Below are 14,379 nucleotides of genomic sequence, written 5' to 3'. Positions count from 1 at the left end.
TTATTAGCTGCTTGAATCATCAGGGCGCAAAAATGCCACTTTAGGTACACAAATTAGTCTATGATTGCGAAAACAACCTGTATTTAGCGTGATGCGGGTAAATAATAAATAAAGTGTATTGTTGATGGCATCCTGGCAGAGATCCGGTTTCTGCCAGGAGGTTTTCGGCTGCTGAATCATTCTTTCTCGATTACTGGTTAAGCGTAGTAAGCTTTATGCCGAGAGCGTTTGCCACACCGGCACCGTAATCGGTGTCAGCTTTTAAACAGTTGGCGATATGCCGTTTCTGAACATCAACACTCGCCCCACTTATAGACGCAGCCGTGTTATCAAACAGCGCCTGCTTTTGCTTGTCTGACATCAACCTGAATAACTGCCCGGGTTGAGAATAGTAATCCTCGTCTTCGCGATGATCCCAATGTGCCGCCGCTCCGGATAGCGATAACGGTGGCTCTGAGAAATCAGGCTGTTCAGCCCACACTCCCTGGCTATTAGGTTCGTAGCCAATGGTACTACCGTAGTTACCGTCAACTCGCATTGAGCCATCGCGGTGGTAGCTGTTAACCGGACATCGTGGCGCATTTACCGGTATTTGATGATGATTAACACCCAAGCGGTAGCGCTGTGCATCACCATACGAAAACAAGCGGCCCTGAAGCATTTTGTCGGGAGAGAAACTGATTCCCGGTACGATACTGGCTGGGTTAAATGCGGATTGCTCTACTTCTGCAAAGAAGTTTTCAGGGTTTCGATTGAGCTCCATAGTGCCGACTTCAATTAAAGGGTAATCGCTGTGTGGCCAAACTTTGGTTAAGTCAAAAGGATTGAACGGAGAGTTCTCAGCTTGCTCTTCAGTCATAACCTGAATACTCAGTACCCAGGAAGGATATTCTCCCGTCTCAATGGCATTGTATAAGTCAGCCTGGTGGCTTTCGCGGTCTTTCCCTATAACGGCTTCTGCTTCCTGGTCTGTCAGGTTTTTAATGCCCTGGTTGGATTTGAAGTGAAATTTTACCCATACACGTTCATTGTTGGCATTGATCATACTGAATGTATGACTACCGAATCCATGCATATGACGATACGTGGCCGGTATTCCCCTATCGCTCATCACGATGGTAACCTGATGTAGCGCTTCAGGAAGCGATGTCCAGAAATCCCAGTTATTCTGCGCACTGCGCATATTTGTTCTCGGATCCCGTTTCACAGCGTGATTAAGATCAGGGAATTTTAATGGGTCGCGGAGAAAGAACACGGGGGTATTGTTTCCTACCAGATCCCAGTTGCCCTCTTCGGTATAAAACTTAATAGCAAATCCGCGAATATCTCGCTCGGCGTCAGCCGCACCGCGTTCGCCCGCGACAGTGGTAAAACGTGCAAAGAGTTCGGTTTCTTTGCCCAGCTGAGAAAATATTTTTGCTCGCGTGTACTGGGTAATATCGCCTGTTACCGTGAACGTACCATAGGCAGCTGAGCCTTTTGCATGCATTCGACGTTCGGGGACAACTTCGCGATCAAAGTGTGCCAGCTTTTCAAGAAACCAGACATCTTCAAGCAATTGAGGTCCTCTAGGGCCCGCCGTTTTGACATTTTGGTTGTTGGCGACAGGGCAACCTGCTGCTGTTGTTAACTTTTTCATATCCTTCTCCGGGTATCCTTGGTTAGTTATACCAGAGTAGTTAACATAACCTGCTTCGTGAAGTAGATCGTTACAATTGCTTTGATTAGTTTTCACAATATATGGAGATGTACCTGCATGAAAAGAGTAGAAGGAAAAGTCGCTATTGTTACTGGCGCAGCCCAGGGAATGGGGGCAGCGTTTGCCTCCCGCTTTATCGAAGAAGGGGCGAAAGTTGTTCTGACCGATATTGCTGAACAAAAAGGTCAAAATTTAGCCGACAGCCTTGGCGCTAACGCTGTTTTTATAAAGCACGATGTTAGTAGTGAAAAAGATTGGAACAAGGTTGTTGAGCATGCCCGGTCAACCTTCGGCGACATTGATGTGCTCGTCAATTGTGCCGGGATACTGTCCCTGGGTTCGCTGGAAACCGTTGACGAAGCTGAATTTCGCCGTGTGATGGATATTAACTTGGTCTCTGTATTTCTGGGTATGAAAGCTGTGTTCGCCTCCATGCGTGCAGCAGGTGGTGGTTCAATCATTAATATTTCTTCGATTTCAGGTCTGGTTGCTGTGCCCAGCTCTTCCAGTTATACCGCTTCGAAATTTGCTGTTCGTGGGCTTACCAAAGCTGCGGCGGTAGATTATGGCCAATACGGCATTCGCGTGAACTCTGTCCACCCCGGTTATATTGATACGGCTATGCTTGAAGGTATACTTTCCGAGCAAGAGGCAAGTGAAAACTCATTGCTACATCGCATGGGTAAGCCGGACGATATTGCCAATATGGTTCTTTTCCTGGCATCTGATGAATCAAGCTTTGCGACGGGTTCAGAGTTCGTTGTGGATGGCGGCTTTAGCTCAAGCAGAGGCGCAGGAACGGGTACTGACTAGCAAGACTCAGGCTGAGAATAACTGATTGAAGTTGTGAGAGGTAGCTTCGGCAACTTCTTGCAGGCTCAGACCTTTAATATCTGCCACACATTGCGCGACTTCCAACACATATTGCGGTTCATTTTGTTTGCCACGAAAAGGAACCGGCGCGAGCCAGGGCGAATCTGTTTCTACAAGAATCCGGTCTATAGGTATGTGTTTAACAACATCGCGTAATTCGCTGGCATTATTGAAAGTAATAATCCCTGAAAAGGAAATATAAAAATTCAACTCCATGGCGGCTTGGGCCATCTCTAATGTTTCGGTGAAGCAGTGCAGAACGCCAGCAGAGTTGGTATTCACATGATCACGAAGAATATCAAGTGTTTCCTTTCTGGCTTCGCGAGTATGAACAATAACCGGCTTGTTGAGCTGATCGGCAACTTTCAGATGACGAATAAAGCTTTCACGCTGCCAATCCAGGGTGTCAGCACTGTAGAAATTGTCTAGCCCGGTTTCACCAATAGCCATGACTTGCTGATGGCCTCCCAAAGCCAACAATTCTTCAATTTCAGGCAATGGTGGCAAATTTTGCTGGAGAGGATGAACCCCAATGGAAACGCTAACATCAGGATACTGCTCGGCCAAGTCTATTAACTTACGGGATTTTTCGAGGTTCACACCAACACTCAAAAACTGGGTAATTCCCCTATTCCTGGCGGCCTCCAGAAGTAAATCAAGGGAACCGTTGTAGTTTTCGAGTTTCAGGTGATCCAGATGGCAGTGGGAATCCACTAACATAAAAAAGCTCTTTTAGTTTCGAAAGTGGACAAAAATAGGTACTTACATTGTTGCTGTAGGCTTATCCGAGTCAAGCATGCCTGCCAAATGGGCTTCAATTTTCTTCATCAGATCATCGTGTTTACTGTCGAGCTTTAACCCAACACCCTGATTGCGATTGCCCCCCATACCTTTTGGCGTTACCCAGATCACTTTACCAGTCACCGGAATGCGTTCACTTTCATCGATTAAATCCAGCAGTACAAATACCTCGTCACCCAACATGTATTCTTTCTTGGTTGGAATAAAAAGCCCGCCATGTTCGACAAAAGGCATATAGGCCCGGTAGAGATCCTGTTGCTCTTTCAGCTTGAGATTAAGAATACCGTTTCTAACCCCGGCACCGTAATTATCCATAATGGCAATAACCTGCTGTGAAATGTGATGACATGAGCATAAGTCTACAGTGTGCAGTTAATATTGAAAATAATGAAATGGTCTGTTCCAACCTGATTTCAGCGACTGGCGGCAAACAACGCCTGCCAGTCCAGCAGCAACTCCTCCCACAACAACTGGGGATTCGGGTTTGCAGAGCTCTGCAAACGCTGCTTGGCCACGTTCAGTTTGTCCAGAAACCGAAAAAGCAGACGCCCTTCCCGGGTAGCTGGCTTCTGCCGAACACGTTCAGCAACATTGAATTGCAACCATTCAACTGTCTCAATCGAATCTTCCGCCCGGCACCAATCAGCGGCTTTGATCGGTGACAGTGTACCACTGGCAACATCATTCAGCAGTGATTCAAACTCCTTGCGCTTAGTCAGAGCATCACTTTCAACCAACCTCAACGCTTTCAGGGGTCTACCCCCTGATACCTGAAGCAACTGGCTTATATCTTCCGCATCTCCTACTACCTGACGCAACCAGGAAGTAACAAAATCCTGCGACGGCAGTGGAAACTTCAGTATGCGACAACGGCTGCGAACCGTTGCCGGAATTCTTCCCAACTGGTGAGAGACCAGAATTAACAATGTTTTGTCTCCCGGCTCTTCAAGGTTTTTCAGCAGGGCATTTGCCGAACTGACGTTCATAGCCTCAGCAGGCTCAATTAAAACCACTTTCCAGCCTCCCTGCTGGGCGGTTTTTGCCATAAAGTTGCCCACAGTACGTATTTGAGCGATTTTTATGGCGTTGCCCGCACCTTCGGGTTCCAGGCGGATCAAATCCGGATGGCTGCCGGCCATCACCAGCGCGCACTGTTTACAGCGGCCACATGCCCCGGCGTGAATGGGAGCTTCACACAAAAGTTGTTGCGCTAGAGCTCTGGCGAATCGCAATTTGCCGATATCGCTGCAGCCTGACAATAGCAAGGCGTGAGGCAATCTTTCATTCTCGATCAGTTTCTGCAGCTGCTGCCATTGCGATTGCTGCCAGCTGTAGGGTAAAACCGGTAACACCTTGCCTGTCATGGTGAGAAGCCCGTGTCGGTTGCCTGCCTTTCCTCAGACAGTTGTACCGCTAAAAAATCATTCAACACTCTGGCAATGGCGTCTGAAACTTCCGCCAGCGATTGTGATGCGTCAATGACGCGATACCGTTCCGGGGTCTGCAGCGCCAGCGACAGGTACATATCCCGAACATTCTCAAAGAACATCTGCTGTTCCTGTTCAAATCTGTCTGGTTCACTGCGAGCACTGGCTCTGGCCAGCCCCTGCACGACAGGGATATCCAGAATCAGCGTCAGGTCGGGCCTTAGATCACCCTGTACCAGGTTCTCAAGTTGTGCAATTTTGTTCAATTCGATCCCTCTGCCCCCGCCTTGATATGCATAGGTAGCATCGGTAAATCGATCACATAACACCCACTTGCCAGATGCCAATGCAGGCTCGATCAGTCGGGCAATATGTTGCGCTCTGGCAGCGAACATTAATAACAGCTCGCTGTTTTCATCAACCTCTTCATCCCTGTTCGACAATAACAGCTCGCGAATAGATTCGGCAAAAGGTGTTCCGCCAGGTTCTCTCGTAGCAACAAAATCGATATTGTTTTGCTCCAGCCACTGACAGATAAAAGCGACATTAGTCGTCTTGCCAACGCCTTCAGTACCCTCAATAGTAATAAATTTGCCGCGTTCTGGTGTCATTGTTTTTCTACTGCCTATTCGTTAGGTGAGGAGCGATAATCTGACCGTCGTTGTAACTGGTATTGCCTGACGGCCTGAACATGGTCTTCCAGGCTTGTCGAAAACTCGTGGCTGCCATCACCTTTTGCCACAAAAAAGAGGGTATCGCTGTCATCAGGATTAAGTGCTGCGTGAATCGCGGCACGCCCAGGCATGGCAATCGGCGTTGGGGGTAATCCTTTGATCATATAGGTATTGTATGCAGTTTTTGATCGCAGGTCTCTCCGAGTAAGGTTGCCATTGTAGCTGCTGCCCAACCCATAAATAACTGTCGGATCTGTTTGCAGCTTCATGCCCTTTTCCATGCGTCTGACGAAGACACCTGCTATTTGTTGACGTTCACTAGCTTTACCCGTTTCCTTTTCCACGATAGAAGCCATAATCAATGCTTCATACGGATTCTCGTAAGGTAAACCAACAGGTCGCTGCTCCCACTCATTTTCAAGTACCTCACGCATATTTTCATGCGCTCTGGAAAGTATCCCGAAAACGGTATCCGCCCCGCTAAAGCGGTAAGTTTCTGGCAACAGCCAACCCTCGACACTGGTCAATGAATAAGTGGCTTTCAATTGCTCTACTTGCTGATTCAGATACCGGCTGCTGTCTGCGGACTGCATATCAGGGTGACCCGAGAACTGCGGGTGCTGCTCAATAATTTTCAACCATTGCTTCAGTGTTAATCCTTCAGGAAAGGTAATCTGGTAGTAAATTACGTCACCACCAGCCAGCTTTTCTATTAACTGAGCCAGCGTTTCCCCCGGTTCCAACCGATACTCACCCGCATGAATAGTATTCAGTTCATTAATGCGGGCATGCAGGAGTAATAAACGTCGCCCATATATAATGCCTTGCTGTTCCAGACTGGCCGACAGGCGGCTTAAATTGCTGCCTTCATCAATATGCAGAACCATCCCTGCTTCGGGTATTTGCAACACCTGATTGAGGCATTTTTGTACCAGCACAAAATACCCGGAAAATACAACAAGCCCAACCAGTAAAACACTGGCCAAACTCCGCTTCAATGCCCGAAGCATGGTATCTCCCTAGCCAACTGCCTTTGCCATAAAAGGGTTTGAGGACCAACACCCCAACGGGCAATATTTTCAACGGCCACTACTGGCTGAATCCCCTTTACTGAATTACAGATAAAAACTTCTTCCATTGAAGGTAAATCAGACAGACAGATCCTGGCCTCCTCTACCGGATTCGTACTAATAAGGTATTCCCTCATGACACCCGCTACACCACAATCTCCCAATCCAGGAGTTAGCCATTTCCCATTGTTCAGGCAAAAAATATTGCTTGATATCGCCTCCACAACGTTATTCCCCTGATCGAGCATTAAACCCTCCGGGTATCGATCAACCGGCTGTTCTGAGCGAGCCAATATCTGTTCAAGACGATTCAGGTGCTTCATGCCAGCCAAGACCGGGGCATGTGCCAAGCGCTGCTGACAAACCCAGAGCGTGATACCCGTCTGCCCACTCGATGAACTACCCGGTAACTCAAAGCTCTGGAAGAGATGATCCGTTGACAGCTCTGGTGGAGCCGCATACCCGCGCCCGCCGGACCCAGCCATAACAACTATTTTCAGAACACAATGCGCTGGTGATAGAGACAAACACTGATCACGGTATTGTTCAAGCAACTTCCTATCGGCAACAGCGAGTCCCAGTCTTTCAGACCCTTTTATCAGGCGCTTGATGTGCAAGTCCCAAAGAGGAGCCTCGCCATTTGCAATTCGCACGGTCTCAAACACGCCATGACCATAATAAAGCCCCCGACTAAAAGCACTGACTTCAGCGCTAGACTTTCCATTTAAAAAGCTGGTACTACACTGCCCTTCGGGGAAATTTTTCATGGATGCAGGTTTCATTGCTGAGAATTAAATCAGATATCACTGTATCAAAAAAGGGAACCAACAGTCGTTGCTGAATTTGTGGCAAAAAAAAGCCGCCCAGCTCGGGGCGGCTTTTTTACAAACTACAAAAAATCAGCTGCAGTTGGCGTTTATGTAGTTAACCGCATCCTGAACAGTTGCGATTTTTTCAGCTTCTTCATCAGGAATTTCGGTGTCGAATTCCTCTTCCAAAGCCATAATCAATTCAACGGTATCAAGTGAGTCTGCACCCAGATCTTCTACAAAAGAAGACTCAGACTTAACCTCTTCCTCTTTAACACCCAATTGTTCCGCAACCATTTTAGCTACACGTTCTTCAATGCTGCTCATGATGCAATATATCTCCTAATGTTTGTCAGGTTTGTTAATGCTGCCTGGTACTCACAATTTCTCCAGACATCATGAATTCTGTTTTACCAGTGCTTCGGGGGCGCATTTTACCTCGAAAACCCGAAATGCGTAACCGCTTTCTTGAAAAACTGGTATTTATTTGATTTTTCAATGCGTTAAGCCATATACATGCCACCATTCACATGAATAGTTTCTCCCGTAATATAGCCTCCTGTGTCACCCGCCAGAAAATTCACTACCGCCGCAATTTCCTCTGGCTGGCCCAATCTATCAAGTGGTACCTGTGTCAACATCTGTGCAACCGTTGCTTCCGGCAACACTTTTGTCATATCGGTTTCAATAAAGCCTGGCGCTACAGCATTAACTGTAATTCCCCGAGATCCCACTTCCTTCGCCAGAGAGCGGGTAAACCCACCAACACCCGCTTTTGTGGCGCAATAGTTGGTTTGCCCCGGGTTCCCCATTGCCCCAACCACAGAACCAATATTGATAATACGTCCCCAGCGAGCTTTGCTCATTCCCCGCAGACAGGCCTTGCTGAGTCGATAAATTGCATTCAGGTTGGTATCAATCACATCAAACCATTCGTCATCTTTCATGCGCATCAACAGATTATCTTTAGTGATACCGGCATTATTTACCAGAATGGCTGGCGCACCATATTCTTCATTAATGGCGGCTACCACTGAGGCAATCGACTCAGGGTCGGCAACATTAAGTGCCATACCTTTCCCTTTTATCCCTTTCTCCTTAAGGCGGGCAGTAATTTTTGCCGCACCCTCTTCAGATGTCGCGGTACCTATTACAGTAGCACCCTCAGTACCCAGCAAATCTGCAATAGCAGCACCGATACCCCGGCTCGCGCCAGTCACCAGCGCGACTTTATCCGTTAATGCCATAGTGTCTTACTCCAATAATTATCAGGTTCTTGTTAGTTTATTTCAGCCAGAGCTTTATTCAGGCTAGCAATATCACCCGTTGCATAAGTATTTAATGATTTGTCTACACGTTTACACAAGCCGCCCAAAACCTTGCCTGCACCGCATTCGACAACAGTATCGACCCCTTCAGCCGTTAATGTATTCACGCAATCCACCCACAACACGGGGCTGCATATCTGGTCAATCATCAACTGCTTGATTTTTTCTGGGTCCGACTCTGTTTTGGCATGGACATTGTGCACGATCAGAGTTTTGGGCGGACTGAATGGCGTCGCCATGATTTCTGCAGCTAACCGATCTGCAGCGGGCTGCATCAAACTGGTGTGGAATGGTGCGCTTACAGGCAACGGCAGAGCACGCTTTGCACCCGCTTCCTGACAGGCTGCAATAGCACGTTCAACGGCGGCCGCATTACCAGCAATAACCACTTGTCCGGGGGAGTTGAAATTCACTGCCGAGACCACTTCTCCAGCAGCAGAAGCTTTACAGGCAGATCGAATAAGATCATCGTCAAGGCCAATGATCGCGGCCATGGCCCCCTCTCCCCGTGGCACGGCTTCCTGCATATAGGCACCTCGGTTACGCACTAGGCCAACGGCGTCGGCAAAGCTGACAACTTCCGCACAAACCAGCGCTGACCACTCCCCAAGACTGTGACCTGCCAACAAAGCAGGAGCAAGACCACTGCGACTTTGCCAGATCCTCCAGGCCGCAACACTGGCGGTCAGCAGCAGCGGCTGGGTACGTTCAGTAAGAGTAATGTCTTCCTGGGTGCCGTTTTGTACCAGGTTCCAAAGGTCATAGCCCAACACCTCCGAAGCTTCGGCAAAAGTTTCCATAATCAATACATACTCTTCAGACAGGTCGGCCAACATGCCAATTTGTTGAGAACCCTGACCTGGAAAAACAAAGGCGAGATTATTTTTTCGCATAATGACAATCCGGTAAAAAATTAAAATACTGTGTTCAGTTAAATAAGCATATTATTCAGTTTTGTGTATCAACGAGTGGCCTGTCATCAACCTGCTGCACCTCTAGGCATTAACCAACGTTGTTCCAATTAAACTAGGGATATTCAATGATGCCCCTTGCCGCGCAGCCTCGATAGCATAACCGAAGCTGGAGCGATCTGCGCCACCATGACTCTTCACAACAACCCCCTGCAGACCCAATAGGCTTGCACCGTTATAGATCGACGGTGAAAGCTTCCTGCGCAATTCCCTGAGTGAAGATCTGGCAAGAAATCCGGCTATACGACCGGAAATCGACTTTCCAAGCACTTTTTTCAGATCATTGGAAAACAATGTTACGGCGCCTTCTGCCGTTTTCAACAGGATATTCCCACTAAAACCGTCGCAAACCACAATATCGGCGTTTCCACTAAACAATCTGTCGCCCTCAACATAGCCAATGTAATTGATCAGAGGATTCTCTTCGAGCAGATCGGCAGCCTGATGGATTTCGGAATGCCCCTTACCAACCTCGACACCTATATTCAAAAGGCCAATTCTGGGGCAGGCAATGCCGCCAGCAGATTGTGCTACCTGATTCGCCATCAAAGCGAACTGATAAAGCTGCAAGGGTGTACATGTGAGGTTGGCGCCCATATCCAGCAAATAGGTATAACCGTTAGACGTTGGAATCTTCGTACATATGGCTGGGCGATCAATGCCAGGCAGCGTACCTAATTGCAGCAATGAGAGAGCCATTAATGCGCCTGTATTGCCTGCGCTGATAGCTGCCGTTGCTTCCCCTTTGGACACCAGAGCAATAGCCTGCCACATTGAAGAATTGCGTTTATGTCGTACAGCTTTGGAGGGTTGTTCATCCATTGTCACAATTTGGTCGCAGTGCCGGATAAAAGCCCGTTGACGGAAGCTATCATAATCTGTGGGCAGCTGGTGAAAAATCTGCTTTTCATCACCCAGCAGCACAACCTTCAGTTGAGGTTGTGCACGAAGAACATCAAAAGTTGCGGGTACCGTAACGCGGGGACCGAAATCCCCGCCCATGGCATCTATGGCAAGACAGTGAGTGTCAGCCAAGCGGGGGATCTATTCAGTCGTTGCTTGTTTCTACAACTTTCTTGCCACGGTAAAAGCCGTCGGCAGAAACATGGTGGCGGTGATGCTTTTCACCACTGACAGAATCCACTGAAAGCGTAGGTCCGCTCAGGGCATCATGAGAGCGACGCATACCACGTCTTGAACGGGTTTTCTTATCCTTTTGTACAGCCATTTTCTACTCCTAAAACAATAAATGGGTGCCTGATATCCGAAAAACAACTCAAAGGTTATTGTTTCAGCCGGGCAAGCACATCAAACGGGTTTTTACGGCCAGATTGCTCTGGCTCATCTATCGCTCCGGTACTGTAACCTGCAGCCCCGGAACATTTATCCTCCGGATGATAGTTTACTATTGGCAGAGCCAGTAGTAATTCCTCTTCAACCAGAGCAATAATATCTGCGCTGTCTGACTCCACTACCCAAGGATCAAACTCTTTCGGAACGCTGGCAGCCTCATCATCAGACCAAACCATCATTGCTGAAAGCCTTGTCGACAGCGGGACCGCCATGGGTTCAAGACAGCGATGGCATTCGATACTCACTTGTGTCGAAACTTCGCCTGTCACCACCCGGTGGCGCTGTTCATCCAGATCAAACTGCAATGAAGCCGTTATTGGCGCTATAATTTGCAACACAGCGCCAGCCAATCGATTGCATTGCTCCGCAGCAATCTCCCCTGTAAGGGTGACTCCCTGATTTGCCAATCGCCTGGGTTCTATACAGCGTGGCAATATTTTCCGCTGGGGGGCTGTCGACATAGGCGCGCATAATAGTGATATGGCTTTGATCTGTCAAAGAATTCTGTTAAATAAGCTGACCGCTAAAAAGTCTTTAATCGCATATCAACAGGTATTGTATGAACACGCTGATTCTGGCTTCATCCTCCGTCTTTAGAAAGCAGCTGTTGAAGCGGTTACAGATTCCATTTACCTGTACTAACCCAGACATTGACGAAACACCAAAGCAGAAGGAATCAGCTCCTGTTCTGGTAGAGCGCCTAGCCATTGAAAAAGCAATTGCCGTTGCCGGGCAATACGACAATCACCTGATAATAGGCGCCGATCAAGTGGCTCTTCTGGGAGACAACGTTCTCACCAAACCAGGCAACATCCAAAACGCCTCGCAACAACTTCGCCTGCAAGCAGGTCAGACTTTGGTGTTTTATAGCGGCATTGCACTTTATAACAGCACAACAAAACAGTGTGCATCGGATGTTGTTGCCACGGAAGTTACCTTCCGGCAGCTGTCAGATGACGAGATAACCCGTTACCTTGAGATTGAGAAACCGTTCAACTGTGCCGGCAGCTTTAAATCCGAAGGTCTTGGGATCAGTCTGTTTAAAAATATAAAAGGACCAGACCCTACCGCTCTGGTCGGGTTGCCGCTAATTCGTCTTTGTGAAATGTTAAGAGCCGAAGGCATCAAAATATAGCTTATAATAAGGGTTATAAAAACTACATAACAATATGATTTTTATAATTATTAACCTCTTTTTCAAGTTCTGAAAACTGACTGACACAAGCCAGGGGCTGGTATGCCAGCAAGCGCTCTGCGGTATGAGCACCATAACTGACCGCAATACAGCGCATGCCCGCGTTGACCGACATAGCCATATCAAACTCGGTATCGCCAATCATCAATGCCTCTTCGGGCGCCAGTTTAAACTGATCCAGTAATTCATATAACATCGTCGGGTCGGGCTTGGAAGCTGTCTCATCAGCACAACGGCTGGCGTGAAAAAATTCTGTCAGCCCTTGAGCACCCAGGACCCGATCCAACCCGCGACGACTCTTGCCTGTTGCGACAGCCAACAGATAACCCTGATTCCGAAGATTTTCCAGGGTTTCGCCAACACCAGGATAAAATGGCGACGGCGTAGCGTCCTGCTCTACAAAATGTCGGGAATAACTGCCACGCAGCATTGCCACCTGCCCCTCATCAATACTTGGAAAAAGGTGCGTTAACGCCTCTACCAGCCCTAATCCCACAATCTCCCGGGCATCTTCCGGTGCAGGCTCGGAGAGGCCACAATCTCTGGCAGCCGCACGAATACAATAGACAATCCTATCCAGCGAATCGCAAAGGGTACCATCCCAGTCAAAAATTAGTAGTTTTGCCACAGTAACTCAGTCTCCATCCAGAATCGCCAGAAAACCGGAGAGTTCGTTTGGCAGTGGTGCCTTAACGGTCAGCCTGTATCCATCCGGGTGCTCGAACGAGAGTTCCACCGCATGGAGAAACATTCTTTTCAATCCCTTATTCTGCATACTCAAATTAAAGGCTTCATCGCCATATTTCTCATCGCCCACCAGTGGATGGCCTGCGGCTTTTGCATGTAAGCGAATTTGATGTGTTCGCCCTGTTTCCAGCGTTGCCTGCAACAAACTCACCTCTTTATATTTGCGAATCACACTAAAGTGCGTTACAGACCGCTTTCCCGCAGCATCAACCCTGACCATCCACTCTCCAGATTTCAAGGTTGTTTTCAGCAAGGGGGCATCTATGCGAGTAACCCCCCGATCCCATGCACCTATAACAAGGGCTTGGTAAAGCTTTCTGGTCTGGTTGTTCCTCATTTGACTTTGCAAGGAGCGCAATGCACTGCGCTTTCGCGCCAAAAGCAGGCAGCCAGAGGTGTCTCTGTCAAGGCGGTGCACAAGCTCAAGAAATCGTTCATCAGGACGCATTGCCCTCAGCGCCTCAATCAACCCCAGATTAATACCTGTTCCACCGTGAACAGCCAGCCCCGCAGGTTTGTTCACAACCAACAGCTTGTCATCTTCATAGAGAATCGAACTGGCCAGCAGTTTTTGCAGTCCCTGTCCAGGCCCTGGTGACACCTCTCGCTCAGCAATACGAACTGGGGGCACACGAATACAATCACCTGACTCAAGGCGGTACTCAGGCTTGACTCTGGACTTGTTTACACGAACCTCGCCTTTTCTCAAAATTCGGTAAACACGGGACTTTGGCACGCCTTTTAGTCTGGCCAGCAAAAAATTATCAATCCGTTGCCCGGCCTGATCAGAGTCGATTTCCAGTAATTGCACTTTTGAAAAATCAAGCGAAGACATAGCGAATACCCATTTTTGCAGGGCGCGATTCTACCAGAATTACAGCGATGCACCCGAATCCTGTAAACCGAACACTGGCGAGCATCCCGCAACGACTTTCTTATTACGATAATAATGGCGGGGTAAGGTATTGAATAAGTGGTAAAAACCCCCATCTGGATTGATACAGGCCCTTAATGCTGTTATATTCCGCCCTGCTGACTAATCTATTGGTTATAAGGGAAGAAAGTTTCCTTCAGCAACACACGAAAAGGCAAACAGCCTGATTGAATTTGACGTTATCTGCTCGTGAAATACCCCAGCAGATACATTGGAAAAATGCGCAACGAGCGCGAAGAACCGCAAAAGCGACGAAAACAGAATAGAAGTGAATGTTACCCCGGGGGTAACACGTGCAAAGAACAGCAAGATTGATCAGAGCAGATTTTAGTAATCAAACAAATGAGTAAACTCTATCCGCTATTTACTAATACAAACCGTTAGAAAGCTGACCATCTCACTGTTACCCAGCCTTTACCCCAGCGTAAGTGATTGAATAAAAAGATTAATATTGAATCTTAAACAATGAATCAGGATTACTACACAGTACTGTAACAT

Annotated in this window: 17 protein-coding genes; 2 read left to right on the top strand and 15 right to left on the bottom strand. The window is 48.0% G+C overall.

What is annotated here, in order from left to right; translation table 11 throughout:
• Window positions 1-190 precede the first annotated feature (190 nt).
• The gene (locus tag H7A02_04890; protein ID MCP5171586.1) at window positions 191-1,639 is read right to left on the bottom strand and encodes a catalase; all 1,449 of its coding nucleotides are present in this window, start codon (window positions 1,637-1,639) and stop codon (window positions 191-193) included.
• 117 nt (window positions 1,640-1,756) lie between these two features.
• On the opposite strand from H7A02_04890, the gene H7A02_04885 reads away from it, so the two are divergent.
• The gene (locus H7A02_04885; protein ID MCP5171585.1) at window positions 1,757-2,512 is read left to right on the top strand and encodes a glucose 1-dehydrogenase; all 756 of its coding nucleotides are present in this window, start codon (window positions 1,757-1,759) and stop codon (window positions 2,510-2,512) included.
• Window positions 2,513-2,518: 6 nt separating this feature from the next.
• On the opposite strand, the gene H7A02_04880 is transcribed toward H7A02_04885, so the two are convergent.
• The 12 genes from H7A02_04880 to H7A02_04825 all read right to left on the bottom strand — a co-directional run bounded on the left by H7A02_04880 (window position 2,519) and on the right by H7A02_04825 (window position 11,466).
• On the bottom strand, window positions 2,519-3,292 hold the full coding sequence (locus H7A02_04880; GenBank protein ID MCP5171584.1) for a TatD family hydrolase: 774 nt from the start codon (window positions 3,290-3,292) through the stop codon (window positions 2,519-2,521).
• A gap of 42 nt (window positions 3,293-3,334) precedes the next feature.
• Complete coding sequence (locus H7A02_04875; GenBank protein ID MCP5171583.1) at window positions 3,335-3,688, bottom strand: PilZ domain-containing protein; 354 nt, start codon at window positions 3,686-3,688, stop codon at window positions 3,335-3,337.
• 98 nt (window positions 3,689-3,786) lie between these two features.
• Complete coding sequence (locus tag H7A02_04870; GenBank protein MCP5171582.1) at window positions 3,787-4,737, bottom strand: DNA polymerase III subunit delta'; 951 nt, start codon at window positions 4,735-4,737, stop codon at window positions 3,787-3,789.
• A complete protein-coding gene (locus tag H7A02_04865) occupies window positions 4,734-5,411 on the bottom strand; it encodes a dTMP kinase (protein MCP5171581.1) in 678 nt (225 codons plus the stop codon). Before H7A02_04865 ends, H7A02_04870 begins: the two co-directional genes overlap by 4 nt.
• Before the next feature lie 14 nt (window positions 5,412-5,425).
• A complete protein-coding gene (gene mltG / locus H7A02_04860; GenBank protein MCP5171580.1) occupies window positions 5,426-6,484 on the bottom strand; it encodes an endolytic transglycosylase MltG in 1,059 nt (352 codons plus the stop codon).
• Window positions 6,469-7,311 (bottom strand): aminodeoxychorismate lyase, encoded by an 843-nt coding sequence (gene pabC, locus H7A02_04855; protein MCP5171579.1) that lies wholly within the window; start codon window positions 7,309-7,311, stop codon window positions 6,469-6,471. Before pabC ends, mltG begins: the two co-directional genes overlap by 16 nt.
• 132 nt (window positions 7,312-7,443) lie before the next feature.
• Entirely contained in the window at window positions 7,444-7,680 is a 237-nt protein-coding gene (gene acpP, locus H7A02_04850; protein ID MCP5171578.1) for an acyl carrier protein, read from the bottom strand.
• Window positions 7,681-7,856: 176 nt separating this feature from the next.
• Window positions 7,857-8,600, bottom strand: coding sequence for a 3-oxoacyl-ACP reductase FabG (gene fabG, locus H7A02_04845; GenBank protein MCP5171577.1), 744 nt, complete (start codon window positions 8,598-8,600; stop codon window positions 7,857-7,859).
• A 32-nt stretch (window positions 8,601-8,632) separates the two neighbouring features.
• Window positions 8,633-9,574, bottom strand: coding sequence for an ACP S-malonyltransferase (fabD, locus tag H7A02_04840; protein ID MCP5171576.1), 942 nt, complete (start codon window positions 9,572-9,574; stop codon window positions 8,633-8,635).
• Between the two features lie 102 nt (window positions 9,575-9,676).
• Entirely contained in the window at window positions 9,677-10,687 is a 1,011-nt protein-coding gene (plsX, locus tag H7A02_04835; GenBank protein MCP5171575.1) for a phosphate acyltransferase PlsX, read from the bottom strand.
• A 13-nt stretch (window positions 10,688-10,700) separates the two neighbouring features.
• Window positions 10,701-10,880 (bottom strand): 50S ribosomal protein L32, encoded by a 180-nt coding sequence (rpmF, locus tag H7A02_04830; GenBank protein MCP5171574.1) that lies wholly within the window; start codon window positions 10,878-10,880, stop codon window positions 10,701-10,703.
• A 55-nt stretch (window positions 10,881-10,935) separates the two neighbouring features.
• A complete protein-coding gene (locus tag H7A02_04825) occupies window positions 10,936-11,466 on the bottom strand; it encodes a DUF177 domain-containing protein (protein MCP5171573.1) in 531 nt (176 codons plus the stop codon).
• 98 nt (window positions 11,467-11,564) lie between these two features.
• On the opposite strand from H7A02_04825, the gene maf reads away from it, so the two are divergent.
• Window positions 11,565-12,140 carry a septum formation inhibitor Maf gene (gene maf, locus H7A02_04820; protein ID MCP5171572.1) on the top strand — a complete coding sequence of 192 codons (576 nt, stop codon included), beginning with the start codon at window positions 11,565-11,567 and terminating at the stop codon, window positions 12,138-12,140.
• A 22-nt stretch (window positions 12,141-12,162) separates the two neighbouring features.
• On the opposite strand, the gene H7A02_04815 is transcribed toward maf, so the two are convergent.
• The gene (locus H7A02_04815; GenBank protein ID MCP5171571.1) at window positions 12,163-12,828 is read right to left on the bottom strand and encodes an HAD-IIIA family hydrolase; all 666 of its coding nucleotides are present in this window, start codon (window positions 12,826-12,828) and stop codon (window positions 12,163-12,165) included.
• Window positions 12,829-12,834: 6 nt separating this feature from the next.
• Window positions 12,835-13,782: a 23S rRNA pseudouridine(955/2504/2580) synthase RluC gene (gene rluC, locus H7A02_04810; GenBank protein MCP5171570.1), complete on the bottom strand. Its 948-nt coding sequence runs from the start codon at window positions 13,780-13,782 to the stop codon at window positions 12,835-12,837.
• Window positions 13,783-14,379: the final 597 nt, after the last annotated feature.

The sequence above is a fragment of the Pseudomonadales bacterium genome (genome assembly GCA_024234435.1).
In the GTDB taxonomy this organism is placed as follows: Bacteria; Pseudomonadota; Gammaproteobacteria; order Pseudomonadales; family Porticoccaceae; genus JACKOF01.
Note: the sequence above shows the minus strand (reverse complement) of the source record. Positions and strands in the feature narration are given on the sequence as shown.

Bases quoted from the DNA above. Each gene is read 5' to 3' on its own strand.
- H7A02_04880 (MCP5171584.1), bottom strand. From the start codon at position 3,292: ATGTTAGTGGATTCCCACTGCCATCTGGATCACCTGAAACTCGAAAAC.
- H7A02_04825 (MCP5171573.1), bottom strand. From the start codon at position 11,466: ATGTCGACAGCCCCCCAGCGGAAAATATTGCCACGCTGTATAGAACCC.
- fabG (MCP5171577.1), bottom strand. From the start codon at position 8,600: ATGGCATTAACGGATAAAGTCGCGCTGGTGACTGGCGCGAGCCGGGGT.
- rpmF (MCP5171574.1), bottom strand. From the start codon at position 10,880: ATGGCTGTACAAAAGGATAAGAAAACCCGTTCAAGACGTGGTATGCGT.
- H7A02_04885 (MCP5171585.1), top strand. From the start codon at position 1,757: ATGAAAAGAGTAGAAGGAAAAGTCGCTATTGTTACTGGCGCAGCCCAG.
- H7A02_04865 (MCP5171581.1), bottom strand. From the start codon at position 5,411: ATGACACCAGAACGCGGCAAATTTATTACTATTGAGGGTACTGAAGGC.
- maf (MCP5171572.1), top strand. From the start codon at position 11,565: ATGAACACGCTGATTCTGGCTTCATCCTCCGTCTTTAGAAAGCAGCTG.
- H7A02_04870 (MCP5171582.1), bottom strand. From the start codon at position 4,737: ATGACAGGCAAGGTGTTACCGGTTTTACCCTACAGCTGGCAGCAATCG.
- fabD (MCP5171576.1), bottom strand. From the start codon at position 9,574: ATGCGAAAAAATAATCTCGCCTTTGTTTTTCCAGGTCAGGGTTCTCAA.
- H7A02_04875 (MCP5171583.1), bottom strand. From the start codon at position 3,688: ATGGATAATTACGGTGCCGGGGTTAGAAACGGTATTCTTAATCTCAAG.
- pabC (MCP5171579.1), bottom strand. From the start codon at position 7,311: ATGAAAAATTTCCCCGAAGGGCAGTGTAGTACCAGCTTTTTAAATGGA.
- H7A02_04890 (MCP5171586.1), bottom strand. From the start codon at position 1,639: ATGAAAAAGTTAACAACAGCAGCAGGTTGCCCTGTCGCCAACAACCAA.
- rluC (MCP5171570.1), bottom strand. From the start codon at position 13,782: ATGTCTTCGCTTGATTTTTCAAAAGTGCAATTACTGGAAATCGACTCT.
- mltG (MCP5171580.1), bottom strand. From the start codon at position 6,484: ATGCTTCGGGCATTGAAGCGGAGTTTGGCCAGTGTTTTACTGGTTGGG.
- acpP (MCP5171578.1), bottom strand. From the start codon at position 7,680: ATGAGCAGCATTGAAGAACGTGTAGCTAAAATGGTTGCGGAACAATTG.